Raw genomic sequence first — 18,925 nt, 5'->3', positions numbered from 1 at the left:
TGCGCCCCTCGGGGCGACATCAGGGGTGGGGCCGAGCTCAGGAGCCCTCGCCCACACAGACCCACCCCAAACTATTTTCTGAACGCGGCTGTTGATTGTGGGTTCCAAGCTTCCGGTGCGGTCTAGCTTTCCTTGATCAGGCGCAGGTCCTGGTAGTCGAAACTGAAGTCGGCCAGCGGCGAAACGGCCTTGACCAGGGTCGAGATCACCTTGCCGTCCTTCAGGTCGAACGTGAAGAAGGCGTCCTCCTGGGTGCGGTCGTCGAAGGTGGTTTTGAAGGTCTCGCCGTCGAACGGGTCGAGCTTGCCGCGCAGGGCGGGGGTCTTGTCGAACGAGACGTGCAGGGACTGGGCCTTGCCTTTTCCCACCACGCTGATCGTCACCGTGCCGTACCAGGGGTCGCGATAGACGCCGGCATAGGCCGAGAGCGGCAGGCTGGGCTTGGCCCCGCTGCTGGGGGCGACGGCCCGGGCCGCGTCCTTGACCGTCTGGGCGTCGGCCTCGGCCTGGACGCGCTTGCTGGAGGCGATCCAGTCGAAGTCGGCGCGCCCCTGCAGCCGGTCGGGGCCGCCGTAGCGCAGCGACCGCAGCACCGGGGTCTCCTCGGCGTTGGTCATCACCATGATCCCGCTGCGGCGGCCCGGCAGCAGGCCGGTGTACGAGATGAAGCCGGCCAGGCCGCCGGTGTGCCAGAGCAGGCGCTCGCCGCGATGATCCTGGACGAACCAGCCCAGGGCGTAGGCCTGGATCGAGGGGCGGACCGGGTTCTCGTCGGTCGGGCCGTCGGTCGAGGTGGTGATGGTCTGCGGCTTCCACATCTCGCGGGCGGTGGGCTCGCTCCACAGGCGGCGGGCGTCGGGCAGCATGCCCAGGGCCAGCTGCACCTGCATCCACTTGGCGATGTCCTTGGGCGTGGAATTGACCCCGCCGGCCGGACCGGCGGCGTCGAAGCTGGCGTCGAACGGCAGCACGGTCTGGGGGCCCAGGCCGCGCACCGGCGGACCCAGGCGGGCGTGCGGCTCGGCCCGGCGGGCGCGGTCGACCAGGGCGGGGCTGGAGACGGTGCTGGTCATGCCGAGGGGATCGAAGATCCGGGCCTTGATCACCGCTTCCCAGGTCTGGCCGGTGACCGCCTCGATCAGCGCCCCGGCCGCGACATAGAGGACGTTGTCATAGGCGTAGCCGCCCCGGAACTGGCCGCCGATCGGCAGGTATTTCAGGCCCGCGACGATCTCGGCCCGGGTGTGGGTCGGGGCCGGCCAGATCATCAGGTCGCCGGCCCCCAGGGTCAGGCCGCTGCGGTGGACCAGCAGGTCGCGGACGGTCATCAGCTTGGTGATGGCCGGGTCGCTCATCTGGAATTGCGGGAGATACCTGGTGACCGGCGCGTCCCACTCGACCTTGCCTTCCTCGACCAGCATGGCGATCAGGGCGGCGGTCATGGCCTTGGTGTTCGAGGCGATGCCGAAGACGGTGTTCTCGTCGCAGCGGTCCTGGGTTCCCAGTTTCTTGACGCCATAGCCCTTGGCCAGGGTGACCCTGCCGTTCTCGACGACGGTGATCCCCAGGCCCGGCTGGTCGGGGAAGGCGGCCATGACCTCCTGCGCGTAACGGTCGACCGCCGCCCCGACCGCGCCGGTCTCCTGGGCCCAGGCCTTGTTCTCGAATGCCGCCAGGCCGGTTGTCGCGAAAGCCGAGAGGAGGGCGGCGCGGCGGGTCGTGGCGAGCATGGAAGCGTCCTTTTGTCTGGGTCGTGAGGCTAGGCTGAGCCTCAGCGTACGGACAAGGCGCAATTATCGTTCCTCTCCCAGAGGGAGAGGAGGGACCCATTGCGCAGCAATGGGAGGTGAGGGGTTTCACCGTTGGCCGCTTAACCCCTCACCCTCCCACGCCTTTGGCGCGGGCCCCGCCCTCTCCCTCGGGGAAAGGGATTTTTCTAATTCCCCTCGTCCAGCAGCCGCCGCGCGATCACCTGCGCCTGGATCTCCCCCGCCCCTTCGAAGATGTTGAGGATCCGCGCATCCGCCAGCAGCCGGCTCGCCGCGTACTCCATCGCGAAGCCGTTGCCGCCGTGGATCTGCAGGGCGTTGTCGGCCGCCGCCCAGGCGACGCGGGCGGCGATCAGCTTGGCCATGCCGGCCTCGAGGTCGCAGCGCTTGCCCTCGTCCTTCTGGCGGGCGGCGTAGTAGGTCAGCTGGCGCACGCCCATGATCTCGGCGGCCATCATGGCCAGCTTGTTGGCGACGCGGGGGAATTCGAAGATCGCCTGGCCGAATTGCTGGCGGTCCAGGGCGTAGGCCAGGCCCGTCTCCAGCGCCGCCTGGGCCACGCCGATGGCGCGGGCGGCGGTCTGGATGCGGGCGCTCTCGAAGGTGGCCATCAGCTGCTTGAAGCCCTGGCCCGGCACACCGCCCAGCAGGTTCTCGGCCGGCACGGTGAAGCCGTCGAAGGCCAGCTCGTACTCCTTCATGCCGCGATAGCCGATCACCCCGATCTCGCCGCCGCCCATGCCCTGGGCGGGGAAGTCGTTCCCTTCGACGCCGCGCGGCTTGGGGGCCAGCAGCATCGACAGGCCGCGATAGTCGGTGGTGGCCGAGTCAGTGCGGACCAGCAGGGTCATGACGTCGGCGCGGGCGGCGTGGGTGATCCAGGTCTTGTTCCCGGTCACCACATACCGGTCGCCGTCGAGCACGGCGCGGGTGCGCAAGGACCCGAGGTCGCTGCCGGTGTTGGGTTCCGTGAAGACGGCGGTCGGCAGGATCTCGGCGCTGGCGATCCGGGGCAGCCAATATTGCTTCTGGGCGTCGGTGCCGCCGGTCAGGATTAGCTCGCCGGCGATCTCCGAGCGGGTGGCCAGCGAGCCGACGCCGATCCAGGCCCGCGACAGCTCCTCGGACACCACGCACATGGCGGTCTTGCCCATGCCGCTGCCGCCGTATTCCTCGGGGATGGTCAGGCCGAACACGCCCAGCGCGCCCAGCTCCTCGACCAGTTCGATCGGGATCAGCTGGTCCTTCAGGTGCCAGTCGTGGGCGAAGGGGGTGACCTTCTCCTCGGCGAAGGCGTGGAACTGGTCGCGGACCATCTCGAACGTCTCGTCGAGGCCGGTGTGCTCCAGGGTCGGCCGGCCGCGCGCTTCGGCCAGGCGCCGGGCGATGCGGGTCTTCACGGCTTGCGTGCCGCCCTCGACCATCAGCTTCATGATGCCGTTCGAGAACAGGCGGTTCATCACCGCGCGGTCTTCGATCAGGTGCGCGGGGCGGACGATCTCGCCCTGGTTCATCGGCACGCCGCCGATCAGCTGGGCGGCGTATTCGGAGAACAGCAGCTGGGCCAGCAGCGCCTCGATCTCGCCGAACCGGCCCTCGGCCTGCAGCCGCTCGGCCCAGCCGGCGACCTGGTTCATCAGCTCGGCATAGGCCGCGTACCAGCCATAGCCGTGGACGCGGTGCTGGTGGACGTCGGCCAGCTTGCGGTCGACCTTGCCGCCATTGGGGCCATTGGGGCCGGCGATGTGGGCCAGCACCTGCGGCTTGGCCTCGGCCACGAACAAGCTGGCGGAGTCAGCCGCTTCGCGCAGCAGGCCGATCAAGCCTGGCAAGATGAGAGTCTCGGCGGTGTCCTGGCTGACCGTATCGGTCATTAGCTTGCTCCCCATTCCCAAGTGGCGTCTTGGGCCAAACAGTTGTTTTCTTTCACCGTGGCTCATTTCGCATCTGCGAGCAATGTCGCAGCGCAGCATAAAAGTCATAAAAGGGGAAGAAACATGCTCACGGTCCATCACCTGAACGAGTCGCGCTCGCAGCGGATCCTCTGGCTGCTGGAGGAGCTGGGCCTGCCCTACGAGATCGTCTTCCACACCCGCGATCCTAAGACCCGCCTGGCCCCGCCGTCGCTGACGGCGATCCATCCGCTGGGCAAGTCGCCGGTGATCGTGGATGGGGATCTGACGATCATCGAGTCCGGGGCGATCATCGACTACGTGATCCGCCGCCATGGCGAGGGCCGCCTGGCCCCCGATCCGGCCTCGGCCGACTTCGACCGCTACCAGCAATGGCTGCACTACGCCGAGGGCTCGGCCATGCTGCCGCTGATGCTCAACATGTATGTCGGCCGCCTGGGCGAGGCAGGCGCGCCGCTGCACCCGCGCATCCAGGGTGAGATCGGCAACCACCTGTCGTTCGTCAACGATCACCTGGCGGGCCGCGAGGTCTTCGTCGGCGAGACCCTGACCGGGGCCGATATCCAGATGAGCTTCGTGCCCGAGGTCGCCCGGGCCATGGGCAAGTTGGCCGACTATCCGCACATGGCCGCCTGGATCGGGCGGATGCACGAACGCCCGGCCTGGAAGGCGGCCCTGGAGAAGAGCGGGCCCTACGCGCTGGGGGCTTGAAGTCTTCCTTCTCCCCATGCGGGAGAAGGTGGCCGCCGAAGGCGGTCGGATGAGGGGTCGATAGTCCTGTCGGCTTGGCGCTTGGCATCGATGGCGGTCGCGGTTGCTCGGTCCTTCAACCCCTCACCCGACCCGCTGCGCGGGTCACCCTCTCCCGCAAGGGGAGAGGGGTTGGGGACGCTCCCCCAAACTTTTTTCCAACATGAACGAACTCTGTCAGTCGGGTCGCCGACACCGTTCAGCTTCGCCTTGTCATGTTGCGTCTCACGAGGTCGAGACGGCCTCGGACACATCACAAGGGACGAAGGAACAAGACCATGACCATCACCACCAAGATCAAGACCATCACCCTGACCATCGGCGCGGCCGCCTCGGCCCTGGCCCTGACCGCCGCCCCGCAAGCCAGCGCCGGCGTCGTCGGCTGCAAGGCCTCGGGCTCCAAGCAGGAAGTCGGCGCGGTGCTGGGCGGCCTGCTGGGCGCGGTCGCCGGCAACAAGATCGCCGGCAAGGGCGATCGTGGTACGGGCACGGCCATCGGCGCCGTGGTCGGCGCGGGCGCCGGTTCGGCGGTCGGCTGCGGCATGCAGAAGAGCGACGCGGCCAAGGAGGTCGGCGGGATCTACAAGTCGGGCGGCTACCGCTACGCCCAGACCGTCCAGGCCGCGCCGCTGGTCAAGATCGAGAAGAAGTACGTCGCCCGCTCGACCCTGAACCTGCGCGCCGCCGCCTCGACCCGGGGCGAACGTCTGGGCGCCGTGGAGTCGGGCACGACCTTCCAGGCCCTGGGCCGCACCGGTGACGGCAAGTGGATCCTGGTCGGCCAGGACGGCGTCGGCGTCGGCTACGTCTCCAGCGCCTACGTCTACCGCGCCTAATCGGGACCTAGGCTTTCGAGGGTGACGGGCGCCGAAACCGGCTTCCACTTTCGGCTGTCACCCTCGCCGAGCTTTCGGAGCGCGTCCGCTCCGTCCCTCTGGCCGCGCTTCGACAAGAGAGCCCGTTCGGTCACCCCCTGACCGGACGGGCTTTTCATATGAGCTATCGCGGTGGCGCGCTCGTGAAGGCCAGGTCGACGATCTGCCCCGCCACGCCCCAGCGGCCGCAATGCTGGGTGCTGGCCAGGCGCCGTTCGCGAGCGTCGAACACTTCCAGGGTCGTGACCACGCCGCCGACGCAGAACGCCTGACTTCCATCCAGCCGGTAGGGGCGGGTGTGCAGGATGACGCCGCGCGGCTCGGCCTCGAGGCAGGGGCTGGCGACCAGGGCGTCCATCCTGGCGCTGTCGCCGGCGCTCAGCACCCATTCGCGCCGCGAGACGCTGGGACGCCGCGGCGTCGGATCCGGCGTCGGCGCGGCTTCCTGGCCCAGGGGCGCCGGCTTCAAGGTCGTCAACGGCGGCGGCGGGACCCAGGATTCGTAGGTGTCGACGCCGCTGGCGCGCCAGACTCCGTCGGCGCCGCGCACCACCGCCACGCTGCCCGAGACCGACTCGTGGTGGCCGCCGCTCCACAGGATCATCAGGCGCTGGCCCGCCGTCGGCGGCGGCGCGGCGCCCGTCTTGGCGCGCAAGGCCTGGTGGTCGGCCAGGACCGGCGGCGGCGTCGTCCAGGCGTCCGGCGGCAGTCGCGCCAGGTCGAGGTCGCCGAAACCGGGACAGCCGCCGGGGGTCTTGGCGGTCACCGCCTGATAGTGGGCGAACGGCGTCTCGGGCGCCGCGAAGGCGGGCGCGGCGATGAGTAGGCTTAGGCAGAGACCGATGGCGCGCCGCATGTAACTCCTCCGGAGGTTTAGCGACGCAGAGTGGCCCGACGCGCCGCCGGCATCAACCGCCCAGCGCGCGGACCCCGCCCAGCCAGGTCTGCCAGATCACCACCAGGGCCCAGTGCAGGATCACCGCCGGCCAGACCGAGCCGGTCCGGCGCTTCATCACCGCGCAGCCCAGGCCCAGCACCGCGCAGCACAGCAGGAAGTCGGGCCGCAGGAATACGCTGGCGGCGGACTTCAGGAAGGTCACGGCCTCGACCACGTGCCAGAGGGTGTAGAGGGCGGTGGAGACGGCGATCTCGAGCTTCGGACGTTGGGTCTCTTCGGGGCCTGGTGTCAGCAGGCCTCGGAACGGGATCTCCTCGCCCAGGGCCGGGACGAAGAACACCACCAGCAGCCGCAGGGGCAGGCCGGGCTCGGCGGGCTGGAGCGTGTAGAATCCGGTCGTGAAGCCGATCAGCATCATCAGCGCCAGGGTGGCGGCGGAGACGAGACCGCAGAACGCCCAGCCGCGCGCCGAGGGCAGGGTGCGGAGGCTGGCGAGCAGTCGCGCCTGATAAATTTTGCAGCTCAGCGCCATTTCCCAAGCCCTTCCCTTCTCCCCTTGCGGGAGAAGGTGTCAGCGAAGCTGACGGATGAGGGGTTGAAAAGCCTATCCGAAAGCGGAGTGCGACCCCTCACCCGACCCGCTTCGCGGGCCACCCTCTCCCGCAAGGGGAGAGGGGGAAATCCCCTAAGTCCGCCACCGCAGCGTCGAATCCTTGACCGGGTTCACGAAAGCCCGCCCCTCGCTCCGGCTGGCGGCCCATTCGCGCTTGCACTGGTGGTACCAGCGGGCCTGCTGGTCGGCGTCGCCTACCCACATCAGCGGCGGATTGCTGCGCAGCCCCGGCGTCTGGGCCGCGACGATGGCGCCGTCCTGGCGCAGGAAGGCGCGGGCCGCGATCCGGATGATCGGATACAGCGCCGTGAAGGCCCAGTGATCCGACCACATGATCTGGTTCATCCGGGTCTTGTGGGCGTTGATCGGCGTCATGGCCGACAGGGCCAGCACCTGTTTGTCGCCGACCGTCACGTGCTCCCAGCGCAGGCCGGGCAGGCGGAAGGTGATCTCGGTCAGCGGCTCGCCGCCCAGGATGGCGTAGGCCTTGGAGTTCTTGGACGGCTCGTGCCGCACCATGGTGAAGCCAGCCTCCGAGGGGGCGAAGCGCTTGTTCTTCTCGTGCTGGCTGGTCTTGGTCCGCCACCACCATTGCTGATGGACATAGGGGCCGTGGGCCGGATCGATCAGGCCCAGCACCGCGTGGTCGATATGGATGTCGTAGTCCAGGTGGTCGACCAGCTTGGGCTTGCCGCCCACCACGCCGGGGATGGTCGGCGGCGGCTCGGGCGGGGCGCCGTCGAAGCGCGGGTCCGAGGACATCCAGATCCAGACCAGGCCCTGCTGCTCGACCGTCGGATAGCGGCGCACCCGCACCTTGGAGATGTCGAAGTCGCTGTCGCCGGTCAGGGACGGGATCGCCTTGCAGGCCCCGTCCGGTCCGAACCGCCAGCCGTGATAGGGACACTCGACGCTGTCGGTCCCGTCGGCCTCGCGGTGGACCCGGCCGGCCGACAGGGCGGCGGCGCGGTGGGGGCAGATGTCGCGGATGGCGTAGACCGCCCCGGCCCGCGTGCGGCCCAGCAGCACCGGCTCGCCGAGATATTCGCGCTTGTCCATCTTGCCGGCTTTGAGGTCGGGCGACAGGCAGGCCACGTACCAGGCGTCCCAGACGAAGCCTTCGCCGAACTTGTCGACGATTGGCTTGGCCAGCTTGGCTTTCAGGAGCGGAGAGTCGTCGGCGGGAGGCATGGAAAGCTTCTAACGTGGGTTTGTGAACGCCGTCACTTGAGGCCCAATGTCGCGCGTTCGGGTCCCTGCGTCACGCTCAAGCTTTTGGCGGCTTCAAGATTGAAAGCCGAAAAATACTCCGCCTTCCCAGGCCTTGTGCCTGGGACCCATCGTTCCGCCGCCCAGTCGCTGGATTGTGCGCGGCCACGCTGACGGCGTCACTTCGGATGACCCGAGCCCGGTCCCGCCATGGGTCCCAGGCACAAGGCCTGGAAGGCGGTTGAGGGGGCGGTTCGGAAGAGGGCCACTATCGCGACGCGGCCGTCTCCACCAGACGCTGGTAGAAGCGCACCATCCGCTCGACATTGTCCAGGCTGATGTGCTCGTTCGTGCCGTGGATGATCTTGGTCTCGTCGACCTTCAGCACCAACGGCTGGAAGCGGTAGACGTCGCTGGCCACCTCGCCCAGGTAGCGGCTGTCGGTGCCGGCGGTGACCAGGCCCGGCACGACCGGGGCCTTGCTCTCGTCGGCGGCCAGTCCGGCCAGGGTCTTCCAGGCGTCCGAGCTGGTCGAGGACACGGCCGAGGGCTCGTCCGGGGTCTTGGTCCACGACAGCTGCACCGGCAGGTCGCCGACCGCGCCCTTGGCCCGGGTCATCACGCTGGCCGAGGTGTCGCCGGGCGCGATGCGGTAGTTGATCCAGGCCGTGGCGTCCTGCGGCAGCACGTTCTCCTTGGGCGAGCCCTTCAGCATGGTCGGGGCGATGGTGGTGTGCAGCATGGCCGCCCCGGCCGGGGTCTTGGCCGTGACCTTCACCAGCAGCGGCGAGAACAGCCAGGTGTTGGCGGCGAAGATCTTGACCACCGGCGAGGCGTGCGGGGCGATGGCCTTCAGCATGTCCGCGCCCGGACCCTGGAACTTCATGGGGAACGGATGGTCGCTGATCGCCGCCACGGCGCGCGACAGGGTGACGACGCCGCCGCCGTCCTTGGGCGGGGCCGACGAGTGGCCGCCGACGGCCGGAGCCACGACCTTCATCGTCGCATAGCCCTTCTCGGCCGTGCCGATGATCGCGGCGGGCTGGCCGGTGACCGGATGGTCGGCGACCACGGCCATGCCCTCGTCCAGCACGAACTGGGCCTTGATTCCGCGCGATTTGAGCAGGGCCGCGGCGGCCCGGGCCCCGACGCCGCGCACCTCCTCGTCATGGCCGCTGACCACGATGATCGTGCGCACGGGCCTGAAGCCGCTGGCGGCGACGGCGTCCAGCGCCTCGAACAGGGTGACCAGCGAGCCCTTGTCGTCGATCGAGCCCCGGCCCCAGACCGCGCCGTCGGCGATGACCCCGTCGAACGGCGGATGGCTCCACTGGCCCTCGCTGCCGGGCGTGACCGGCACCACGTCCTGGTGGGCCATCAGCACGATCGGCGGCAGGGCCGGGTTCGAGCCGGGCCAGGTGTAGACCAGAGTGTGCTCGGCCACGACCTCGCGGGTCATCACCTTGTGGGCCTGCGGGTAGGTCGCCTGCAGCCAGGCGTGAAGCTTGTCCCACTCGGCCGGCTGGTCTTCGGCCTTGTCCTGGTGGCTGATCGTCTGGAAGCGGACGGCCTCGGCCAAGTGTCCGGCGACCTTGCCGACGTCCAGCGGACGTCCAGCGGCAAGCCTGACCGCGCCGGGATCGACCTGGGCCGGAGCCTTGAAGGTGGCGGTGCGCACGGCGACCACGCCGGCCACGGCCAGGACCAGACCCACGGCCGTCAGCGCGACCCTTCCCCCGACACCCATCGCAACCTCCCCGAACACTTGTTGGGCGCGACTGTGCGGCGGAGGAGGGCGACTGGCAATCCCGCCGTCGCGGCGAAAGTTATCCACAGGGCGAGCGGGGGCGGCGATGCTCCCCCGCGACGCGGGGGAGCTGTCGCGGAGCGACTGAGGGGGCTAGCTGGAGGTCGGCCGTGCTGGCCCCCTCCGACCCTCCGGGCCACCTCCCCCGCAGCGCGGGGGAGGACTCAATCCCCGTACTTTTTCGACCTCGCCACAACGAATTCAAAGGCTTGTGGGAAAACGCACGTTTCTTATCCCCGGTGCTCCGACCGGCCTCAAGCTGGAGGCATGACCCAATCCTCCTCACGCACCTGGTGCGAAAACCTGCAAGCCAAGCTCATGAAGGCGCTCGACGCGGTCTGGGAGACGATCGCCTCCAGCGACGATCCCGTCCTGATCCGCAAGGCCCGCGACAAGGCCAGGGCCTGCGGCGAGATGGCCGCCAACGCCCGCAAGATCGCGGCGATGACGCCCCCGCCCAAGCCGGCCCGAGCCGGCGCGGTCTTCGCGGCCGCGTCGGCCCCCACCTCGGTTTTGGCAATGCGGGACCTCGACGCCGAAGACGCCCCGACGCGCGGCCTCGACCGGCTCCGGGGCGGCGGACGCGGCCGATTGTGACCTAGAAGGCGAACTGCACCGCGCCGGGCGGCCCGTGCTGGGCGATCGAGCCGAGCTCCGCCGTGCTCAAGGCGTCCGCGTCACGGATCCGCAGCGTCGCGCCGCTGCAGAGGCTGTCGGCGACCGTGACCAGCTCGGTGGCCGCGTAGTCGCTGGCGCTGAGGTCGAAGCCGCCGCCCTTCTCGGCGATCGCTACGAGGTCCGCTAGGTTTCTCTTCGACATCGTCGTTCCCTTTCGCCCCCAAATGGGCCAAAGCGATAAATGCCAGCCGAAGTTGAGTTTTTCGTAAAGCCAAGCTTCGGCCGAAGCAGGGAGCGGCGATGGCGCATGTGAAGACCAAGCTTGTCCGGGCCGCGCTGGCGATCGGCCTGCTGACCGGCCCCGCCCTGGCCGCCGCCGCGCCGGGCGAAGGCTTCGACGTCACGCGCTATGATCTGGCGCTGACGCCGGACATCCCGAACGGAACGGTGGCCGGGCGCGAGGTCATCACCTTGCGCGCGACGCGGGATGGGCTCCAGCGCCTCGATTTCTCGGGCAACGGGCTGACCATCGACAAGGCGACCCTCGACGGCGTTCCCGTCACCGCCCGGTCCGAGGACGACGGTCTCGGCTTCGCGCTGGGGCAGCCGCTCAAGCGTGGACGCGCCGTCAGGCTGGAGGTGCAGTATCACGGCCGGCCCGCGCGCGGCCTGTCTGGGTCGGCGACGTCGCTCTACACCAGCTACTTCGCCTGCGACTGGATGATCTGCCTTCAGGACCAGTTCGGCGACAAGGCGGCGTTCTCGCTGGCGCTCCATGTGCCGGCCGGGATGGAGACGCTGTCGGTCGGCCGGAAGGTGGCCAAGACACCGGCGCCCGACGGCGGCGAACTTCATCGCTGGACGGCGCCGCGGCCCTATTCGGCCTATCTGTTCGGCTTCGCGGTCGGCCGGTTCGCCCGCGTCGAGGAACGGGTCGGGTCGGCCAGGCTGACCTATCTCAGCGAGGTCGCCGACGCGGACGAACTGAAGCGGCGGTTCGCGCCGACGGGCGACATGGTCCGGTTCTTCGCCGACAAGGCCGGCGCGCCGCTGCCCGTCTCCGAATACAGCCAGCTGCTGGTCAAGGGGCGCGAGGCGCAGGAGGCGGCGACCTATTCCGTCCTGGGCGTCGAGGCGCTGGCGACCAATGCGGACGACCCCGCCCAGGACTGGGCCATCGCCCACGAACTGGCCCACCAGTGGTGGGGCAATCTGGTCACCTGCGCGACGCTGAAGGACTTCTGGCTCAACGAGGGCGTCACGACCTTCATGACCGCCGCTTGGAAAGAGCATCGCTACGGGCGCGCCGCCTACGACGCCGAACTGGCCGTGGCGCGTGGCCGCCTGGACAAGGCGCGGGCGGCGGGCTTCGACAAGCCGTTGGCCTGGGACGGACGTTATCCGAGCCTGGCGACGCGGCGGGCGGTCCAATACAGCAAGGGCGCGCTGTTCATGGATCATCTGCGGACCACCTTGGGCGAACGGGCTTTCTGGGCCGGCTTGCGACGCTATACGCGAGCCCATGCCGGCGGCGCGGTCACCAGCCTCGACTTCGAGCGCGCCATGGAAGCGTCCAGCGGCCGGGATCTGCGCCCGCTCTTCGCGGAATGGGTGTTCGGGGCCGACGCGCCCGGTTCTGTTCCCCGTCCCTAGTCTGTCCTAGTCTCGTCCTAGAGCCGATCGACATTCATCTGGGGAAATCCCACTGCCTTCCTGGGCCCTGTGCCCAGGACCCATGTTCGAGGCAGGTGGGGCCTCTTTGGGGCCGCGCGACCGAAAGGCCGTGAACTCAGCCTCAATTGCGCTGAAGTTGAACCCTGGGTCCTGGGCACGAGGCCCAGGAAGGCGGGTAAATTCAACTCTCAGCGTATATCGATTAGCCCAACGGGGAGGCGGCCATGGACGCGGATAGGCGAGCGCCGAGCAGGGCGTGGATGATCTGGGTGGTCTGCCTGCTGGCGGCGATGCTGGAGGGCTTCGACATCCAGTCGATGGGCGTGGCCGCGCCGCGCATGGTCCCGGCCCTGGGCCTGTCGCCCGGCCAGGCCGGCTGGGCGTTCAGCGCCAGCCTGATCGGGCTGATGCTGGGCGCCTCGGGCGGCGGGGCGATCGCCGACCGCATTGGCCGCCGGCCGGTGCTGGTGTTTTCCGCGATCGCGTTCGGCCTGTTCTCGCTGGCCACGCCGCTGGCCCGCGGTTTCGAGCCCTTGCTGGCGGTGCGCTTCCTGACGGGCCTGGGCCTGGGCGGGGCCATGCCGATGCTGATCGCCTTGGCCTCGGAGCAGGCGGGCGCGGCGCGCAAGGCGACCATGGTGGCGGTGGTCACGGCCGGCCTACCGCTGGGCGGGGCGCTGGCGGGCCTGCTGGCGCGCTCGCCGCTGGCCGAGGACTGGCGGATGATCTTCGTGTTCGGCGGGATCGCGCCCTTGCTGGCCGCGCCGCTGCTGCACCTCGTCCTGCCGCTGGGGCGGCCCGAGGCGATCGCGCGCCAGGGCCGGGCGGCGCTGGCCTCGCTGTTCGCGCCGGCCCGGCTGCCGGTCACCGTCAGCCTGTGGCTGGCCGTGGCCCTGACGGCCCTGATCCTGCACCTGCTGCTGAACTGGCTGCCGACCCTGCTGGTCGCGCGCGGCCTGCCCAAGAGCGCGGCGTTCGCGGCGGCGGCGCTGTTCAATCTGGGCGGGGCCAGCGGCGGGATCGTCTTTGGCCTGCTGGCCGACCGCTTCGGCCCGCGCTGGCCGCTGGTCGGCGGGTTCCTGGGCTTGGCCGTGGCGCTGCTGGGCCTGGCGGCGGCTGGCGCGGGCGGTCAGATCGCGGCCCTGGCCTTCGCCGCCGGCTTCCTGCTGATGGGCGGCCAGTTCACCCTCTATGGCCTGGCGCCGAGGCTCTATGCCGACGCGGTGCGCGGCGCCGGGGTCGGCGCGGCCATCGCCGCCAGCCGCCTGGGCTCGATTTTCGGTCCCCTGGCGGCGGCGCAGCTGATCGGCGGCGGGGCCGGCGGCGGGACGGTGGTCGGGGCGCTGGTCCCGGTGGCGTTGGCGACCGGCGCGGCGGCGGCGGTGCTGGCGTGGGTGGGGCGTAGGGAAAGCTAGAGGTCTCCCTCTCCCCTTGCGGGAGAGGGTGGCCCGCGAAGCGGGTTGGGTGAGGGGGCGCACGAACCGAGCCGCGACGGCGGATAGGCCGGGCGCCAAGCCGACAGGGCTATCGACCCCTCATCCGTCTGCTTCGCTGACACCTTCTCCCGCAAGGGGAGAAGGGGGAATTACAGCGTCCCGCTAAGCTCCTGCACTTCCTCGAACGTCCGCAGGCCCGGCCGCTGGGCGCAGACCAGCACACCCATGTTCCCGGGCAGGTGCTGGTTGGCCAGCATCTTCTCGTGGGCGGCGGGGATGTCGTTCCAGGGGAAGACCTCCGACAGGCACGGGTCGACGCGGCGGTCGATGACCAGTTGGTTGGCGGCCGAGGCCTGCATCAGGTTGGCGAAGTGGCTGCCCTGCACCCGCTTCTGGCGCATCCACAGGAAGCGGGCGTCCATGGTCAGGTTGAAGCCGCTGGTGCCGGCGCAGATGGCGACCATGCCGCCGCGCTTGACCACGAACACCGAGACCGGGAACGTCGCCTCGCCGGGATGTTCGAACACCAGGTCGACGTCGCGATTGCCGGTGATCTGCCAGATCGCTTTGCCGAACTTGCGGCTCTCCTTCATGTAGTCGGTGAATTCGGGGCCGTTGACCTTGGGCAGCTGGCCCCAGCAGTCGAATTCGTTGCGGTTCAGCACCGCCTTGGCCCCCATCGACAGCACGAACTCGCGCTTGTCCTCGCTGGAGACCACGCCGATGGCGTTGGCCCCGGCCACGGCGGCCAGCTGCACGGCGAAGACGCCCAGGCCGCCCGACGCGCCCCAGACCAGCACGTTCTGGCCCGGCTTCAGCTCGTGCGGCTTGTGGCCGAACAGCATGCGGTAGGCGGTGGCCAGGGTCAGGGTGTAGCAGGCGGCCTCTTCCCAGGTCAGGTGCTTGGGACGCGGCAGCAGCTGGCGCGACTGCACCCGGCAGAACTGGGCGAAGCTGCCATCCGGCGTCTCGTAGCCCCAGATCCGCTGGCTGGACGAGAACATCGGGTCGCCGCCGTTGCACTCCTCGTCGTCGCCGTCGTCCTGATTGCAGTGGATGACGACCTCGTCGCCCAGCTTCCAGCGCTTCACCTTGGCGCCGACCGCCCAGACGATGCCCGAGGCGTCGGAGCCGGCGATGTGGTAGGGCTGCTTGTGGCCGTCCAGCGGGCTGATCGGCTCGCCGAGCGCGGCCCAGACGCCGTTGTAGTTGACGCCGGCGGCCATCACGAGAACCAGCACCTCGTCCTCGCCGATCTCCCAGGTGGGCACGACCTCGACCTGCATGGCCTGGGTCGGCTTGCCGTGGCGCTCCTTGCGGATGCTCCAGGCGTACATGGTCTTCGGCACGTGGAAGGGCGGCGGGATCTCGCCGATCTCGTAGAGGTCCTTCAGCGCGGTCTTTTCAAGCGTCTGCGTCGTCATCTCACTCCCCGTTCCTGGCCCGCCATTCCGCGCTGCAACAACGCGCGACGGACAAACTCGGCTGCGCGTCCGGCGGTCGAAACGATGAAAACGTCTCGCCTTCGGATCTTTTTTTGGCTCTCGGGCGCAAGAAATTGGCCCGGAGCCCCCTACGCTGAGACAGTTGTTTGAAACTGGCAAGCGGAATCTTGTGCGTCGCAGCATGGTTGCGCCGGCTGCCTTGGGGGAAGGTTGCGGGCCGGCGCGGCGCGGGCCACGGTGGCGGGGCCATGATCCACCTGTCGCATCCCGAACCTTCGATCGCCCTCGTCGAACTGGACGTCGCGCCGGCCAACGTGCTGGCCATGGCCGCGCGGGCGCGGCTGCTGGAGGCCTTCGCCGCGATCGAGGCCGACCGGGCGGTGCGGGCCGTGGTGCTGACCGGGCGGAACGGGGCCTTCTGCACCGGTGACGACCTGGCAGAGTCGCTGTCGCGCGACGTCGAAACCCAGAGCGCGGCGATCCTGCATTTCCTGGCCATGGTCGACCGGGTGGCCGCATGCCGCGCGCCGGTGATCGCCGCGATCGACGGCTGGTGCGTCGGCGGTGGGCTGGAGCTGGCCCTGGCCTGCGACATCCGCCTGGCCAGCGAGCGCGCCAGCTTCGCCTGCTCGGCGGTGCGGATGGGGCTGACGGCCTCGGCCGGGCGGCTGGTCCGGCTGGTCGGCGAGAGCCGCGCCAAGCCTCACCTGCTGACCGGCGCGCCGTTCGACGCCGCCCGGGCCCTGGCGGACGGGATGGTGGCGGAGGTCCATCCGGCGGCTGGGTTGCTGGAGGCGGCGCTGGGCATGGCCCACGTGATCGCCTCCCGCGCGCCGCTGGCCGTCGAGGCGACCAAGCGGGTGGCGTCGGGGCTATCGACGACCGAGGCCGAAGCGCCGGCTCTCGCGGCGACGGCCGATCACGCGGAAGCCCGGGCGGCGTTCATGGCCAAGCGGCCGGCGGTGTTCACGGGAGGGTGAGCCACCTCCCAGGCTTGCTTACCCGGTAGAGTTGTGGAAGCGTCGCTGCACGGCGGAGGGCGAGATGTTTGAGAACTACAAGGAAAACCACGCAGCGATGCTAGCCGACGAGGCGCGGACTGCTTGGGGTATTGCCGCAGCCCACGGCGTTGCTCTAGTCACGATCGGGGGCATGATCGGCAATCTCGATGACCCGAACTTTGCCATTGCGGCATTCAAAGTGCCTCTGGTGCTATCGGGATTAGGCCTTACCTTCGGCGTCTGGGCTGCACAACGACACGCCGTGCTTCGGGCCTATCAGCTTCGGATCGATGTGGTCATGCACCAGCGTGACTGGCTGATTGATCGGGCAGGTACCCCGCCCGCCGATCCGTTCGCGCCACTTGATTTGAGCGGAGCCAAGCACGTCTTCGGCAGCGAGGAAGCTGCTCTGCAGGCCTACCTCACTTTGATGCACGACAGGATCGCCGCCGATCAGAAGCGTGATGCCGAAACGGATAAGGCCTGGAAGGAGACGGACGCCGAGCGCGAGGAAATCGGGAGAGAAGTTGGCAAGGAGCGGACGCTTTTCATCCGCCTGCAGAGCGCCGCCATTGGATTAGGGTTGGCGGCCGCTATCGCTCTGGGTTTCGCCGCCGTTTCCGGCATTCAGCCCGAGAAATCCAAGCCGCCTGCGCCTGCTGTTACCGCCAAAATCCTAAGTAGCGATGGCGGTCAATCCGCTATTCCGCCCCTGACTTCATCCACAGCCTCAGTAGCGTCGCCTTCGCCGTCGCTTCATCCGGGAAGCGTAGGAAACACGTCGTTCGCCACGCCTACTCCCGCACCCGCGAACCCCCACGTTGCATCGCAGCAAATCCCAGATCATGATCGGCGATAACAAGAACTAAAAACGCCGGGAGCCCGCCATGTCCTCGAAGCCGTACCAGCACGCGCCGGATCCGCCGTGGATCTTCCGGACCTATGCCGGGCACTCGACGGCGGAGAAGTCCAACACGCTGTACCGGGCCAATCTGGCGCGGGGCCAGACGGGGCTGTCGGTGGCCTTCGACCTGCCGACCCAGACGGGCTACGACCCCGACCACATCCTGGCGCGCGGCGAGGTCGGCAAGGTCGGGGTGCCGGTCAGCCACCTGGGCGACATGCGCCAGCTGTTCAGCGAGATCCCGCTGGACCGGATGAACACCTCGATGACCATCAACGCGCCGGCCGCCTGGCTGCTGGCGATGTACGTGGCCCTGGCCGACGAGCAGGGGGCCGACCGCAAGCTGCTGCAGGGCACGACGCAAAATGATCTGATCAAGGAATATCTGAGCCGCGGCACCTACATCTTCCCGCCCGGCCCGAGCCTGCGGCTGATCGGCGACATGATCGCCTGGTGCTATCGCGAGGTTCCGAAATGGAACCCGATGAACGTCTGCAGCTATCACCTACAGGAGGCCGGGGCGACGCCCGAGCAGGAGCTGGCCTTCGCCCTGGCGACGGCGATCAGCGTGCTCGACACCGTCAAGGCCGGCGGCCAGGTGCCCGACCAGGACTTCGAGATCGTCGCCTCGCGGATCAGCTTCTTCGTCAACGCCGGGGTGCGGTTCGTCACCGAGCTGTGCAAGATGCGGTCGTTCACCCGGCTGTGGGACCAGATCCTGCTGGAGCGCTACGGCGTCCAGGACCCCAAGGCCCGCCGCTTCCGCTACGGGGTGCAGGTCAACAGCCTGGGCCTGACCGAGCAGCAGCCCGAGAACAACGTCTACCGCATCCTGATCGAGGCCCTGGCCGTCACGCTCAGCAAGGACGCCCGCTGCCGGGCCCTGCAGCTGCCGGCCTGGAACGAGGCCTTGGGCCTGCCGCGCCCGTGGGACCAGCAGTGGTCGCTGCGCCTGCAACAGGTGCTGGCCTACGAGACCGACCTGCTGGAATACGAGGACCTGTTCGACGGCTCCCACGTCGTCGAGGCCAAGGTCGCCGAGCTTTCCAAGGGGGCGCTGGAGCAGCTGGCCCTGATCGACGAGATGGGCGGAGCCACGAGCGCCATCGACTACATGAAGACCGAGCTGGTCGCCTCGAACGCCCGGCGGGTGCGGTCGGTCGAGACCGGCGACATGGCCGTGGTCGGGGTCAACCGCTGGACCGACAGCGAGGCCTCGCCGCTCTCCGCCGGCGGAGGCTCGATCGAGACGGTGGATCCCCTGCTCGAAGCGGACGTCGTCGTCCGCATCAAGGCCTGGCGCCAGGCCCGGGATACGGCCGCGGTCGAGGCCGCTCTATCCGACCTGAAGGCCGCCGCCCGCGACGGCCGCAACGTCATGGAGCCCTCGATCGTCGCCGCCAAGGCCGGCGTCACCACCGGCGAATGGGCCGGCGCCCTGCGCGAGGTGTTCGGCGAATATCGCGGCCCGACCGGGGTGGCTGTGGTCGTCTCGACCGGCGAAGCCGAGGACGTCGAGGCCGTGAAGCGCGAGGTCGAGCGGGTCTCCGAGGTGCTGGGCCGCACCCTGACCTATCTGGTCGGCAAGCCCGGCCTGGACGGCCATTCCAACGGCGCCGAGCAGATCGCCACCCGCGCCCGGGCCTGCGGCATGGAGGTGGTCTATGACGGCATCCGCTCGACGCCTGAGGAGATCGTCCGCCGCGCCAAGGAGAGCCGCGCCCACGTGGTCGGCCTGTCGATCCTGTCGGGCTCGCATCTCGACCTGGTGCAGGAGGTGGTGCGGGTCATGCGCGCCGAGGGCCTGGAGCACATCCCCGTCGTCGCCGGCGGCATCATCCCGGAGGCCGACGCCCTGGTCCTGAAGCAGATGGGCGTGGCGCGGATCTACACGCCCAAGGACTTCAAGATCACGGAGATCATGGGCGATGTGGTCAAGCTGGTGGAGCGGACGGCGCTAGAGCGGGCGTGAGGTCCGTGAAAACTGTCATCCCGGACAAGCGCGAAGCGCGC

The 18,925-nt window shown here is 69.1% G+C and carries 16 protein-coding genes; 8 read left to right on the top strand and 8 right to left on the bottom strand.

Translation table 11 applies throughout. The annotated features are described in order from the left end of the window. Positions 1-122: 122 nt before the first annotated feature. Positions 123-1,730, bottom strand: coding sequence for a serine hydrolase (locus tag ASC70_RS07115; RefSeq protein ID WP_056048047.1), 1,608 nt, complete (start codon positions 1,728-1,730; stop codon positions 123-125). Between the two features lie 206 nt (positions 1,731-1,936). Beyond that, on the bottom strand, positions 1,937-3,643 hold the full coding sequence (locus ASC70_RS07110) for an acyl-CoA dehydrogenase family protein (protein ID WP_056048044.1): 1,707 nt from the start codon (positions 3,641-3,643) through the stop codon (positions 1,937-1,939). Between the two features lie 123 nt (positions 3,644-3,766). Here ASC70_RS07110 and ASC70_RS07105 point away from each other — a divergent pair, with 123 nt between their 5' ends. Together ASC70_RS07105 and ASC70_RS07100 are read left to right on the top strand one after the other, a co-directional pair. After that, entirely contained in the window at positions 3,767-4,393 is a 627-nt protein-coding gene (locus tag ASC70_RS07105; protein ID WP_056048041.1) for a glutathione S-transferase family protein, read from the top strand. A gap of 254 nt (positions 4,394-4,647) precedes the next feature. After that, positions 4,648-5,268 (top strand): SH3 domain-containing protein, encoded by a 621-nt coding sequence (locus ASC70_RS07100; protein ID WP_082539831.1) that lies wholly within the window; start codon positions 4,648-4,650, stop codon positions 5,266-5,268. Between the two features lie 163 nt (positions 5,269-5,431). Here ASC70_RS07100 and ASC70_RS07095 read toward each other — a convergent pair whose 3' ends face one another. The 4 genes from ASC70_RS07095 to ASC70_RS07080 all read right to left on the bottom strand — a co-directional run bounded on the left by ASC70_RS07095 (position 5,432) and on the right by ASC70_RS07080 (position 9,774). Next, complete coding sequence (locus tag ASC70_RS07095; protein WP_056048037.1) at positions 5,432-6,163, bottom strand: hypothetical protein; 732 nt, start codon at positions 6,161-6,163, stop codon at positions 5,432-5,434. 52 nt (positions 6,164-6,215) lie between these two features. Beyond that, positions 6,216-6,737: a type II CAAX prenyl endopeptidase Rce1 family protein gene (locus ASC70_RS07090; protein WP_056048034.1), complete on the bottom strand. Its 522-nt coding sequence runs from the start codon at positions 6,735-6,737 to the stop codon at positions 6,216-6,218. Positions 6,738-6,890: 153 nt separating this feature from the next. Continuing rightward, entirely contained in the window at positions 6,891-8,009 is a 1,119-nt protein-coding gene (locus ASC70_RS07085) for an aromatic ring-hydroxylating dioxygenase subunit alpha (protein WP_056048031.1), read from the bottom strand. Between the two features lie 286 nt (positions 8,010-8,295). After that, complete coding sequence (locus tag ASC70_RS07080) at positions 8,296-9,774, bottom strand: M20 family peptidase (RefSeq protein WP_056048028.1); 1,479 nt, start codon at positions 9,772-9,774, stop codon at positions 8,296-8,298. A 327-nt stretch (positions 9,775-10,101) separates the two neighbouring features. Between ASC70_RS07080 and ASC70_RS07075 the strand changes: the two genes are divergently transcribed. Then, positions 10,102-10,431 (top strand): hypothetical protein, encoded by a 330-nt coding sequence (locus ASC70_RS07075; protein WP_056048025.1) that lies wholly within the window; start codon positions 10,102-10,104, stop codon positions 10,429-10,431. Between the two features lies 1 nt (position 10,432). Here ASC70_RS07075 and ASC70_RS07070 read toward each other — a convergent pair whose 3' ends face one another. Next, positions 10,433-10,654, bottom strand: a complete 222-nt coding sequence (locus tag ASC70_RS07070; RefSeq protein WP_056048022.1) for a hypothetical protein — start codon at positions 10,652-10,654, stop codon at positions 10,433-10,435. 98 nt (positions 10,655-10,752) lie between these two features. Here ASC70_RS07070 and ASC70_RS07065 point away from each other — a divergent pair, with 98 nt between their 5' ends. Both ASC70_RS07065 and ASC70_RS07060 read left to right on the top strand, forming a co-directional pair. Continuing rightward, a complete protein-coding gene (locus tag ASC70_RS07065; protein WP_056048019.1) occupies positions 10,753-12,105 on the top strand; it encodes a M1 family metallopeptidase in 1,353 nt (450 codons plus the stop codon). Between the two features lie 245 nt (positions 12,106-12,350). Then, positions 12,351-13,541, top strand: a complete 1,191-nt coding sequence (locus ASC70_RS07060) for an MFS transporter (RefSeq protein ID WP_056048015.1) — start codon at positions 12,351-12,353, stop codon at positions 13,539-13,541. A 170-nt stretch (positions 13,542-13,711) separates the two neighbouring features. On the opposite strand, the gene ccrA is transcribed toward ASC70_RS07060, so the two are convergent. Further along, positions 13,712-14,986: a crotonyl-CoA carboxylase/reductase gene (gene ccrA / locus ASC70_RS07055; RefSeq protein ID WP_056048012.1), complete on the bottom strand. Its 1,275-nt coding sequence runs from the start codon at positions 14,984-14,986 to the stop codon at positions 13,712-13,714. Positions 14,987-15,255: 269 nt separating this feature from the next. On the opposite strand from ccrA, the gene ASC70_RS07050 reads away from it, so the two are divergent. From ASC70_RS07050 to ASC70_RS07040, 3 genes are all read left to right on the top strand, one after another. Beyond that, positions 15,256-15,987, top strand: coding sequence for an enoyl-CoA hydratase/isomerase family protein (locus ASC70_RS07050; RefSeq protein ID WP_056048010.1), 732 nt, complete (start codon positions 15,256-15,258; stop codon positions 15,985-15,987). A 64-nt stretch (positions 15,988-16,051) separates the two neighbouring features. Further along, positions 16,052-16,867 (top strand): hypothetical protein, encoded by an 816-nt coding sequence (locus ASC70_RS07045; protein WP_056048007.1) that lies wholly within the window; start codon positions 16,052-16,054, stop codon positions 16,865-16,867. 28 nt (positions 16,868-16,895) lie between these two features. Further along, positions 16,896-18,884 (top strand): protein meaA, encoded by a 1,989-nt coding sequence (locus tag ASC70_RS07040; protein ID WP_056048004.1) that lies wholly within the window; start codon positions 16,896-16,898, stop codon positions 18,882-18,884. The last annotated feature ends 41 nt before the right edge of the window (positions 18,885-18,925 follow it).

Source organism: Caulobacter sp. Root343, assembly GCF_001425745.1.
Taxonomy (GTDB): domain Bacteria; phylum Pseudomonadota; class Alphaproteobacteria; order Caulobacterales; family Caulobacteraceae; genus Caulobacter.
This window is presented reverse-complemented; position numbering and strand designations above follow the sequence as displayed.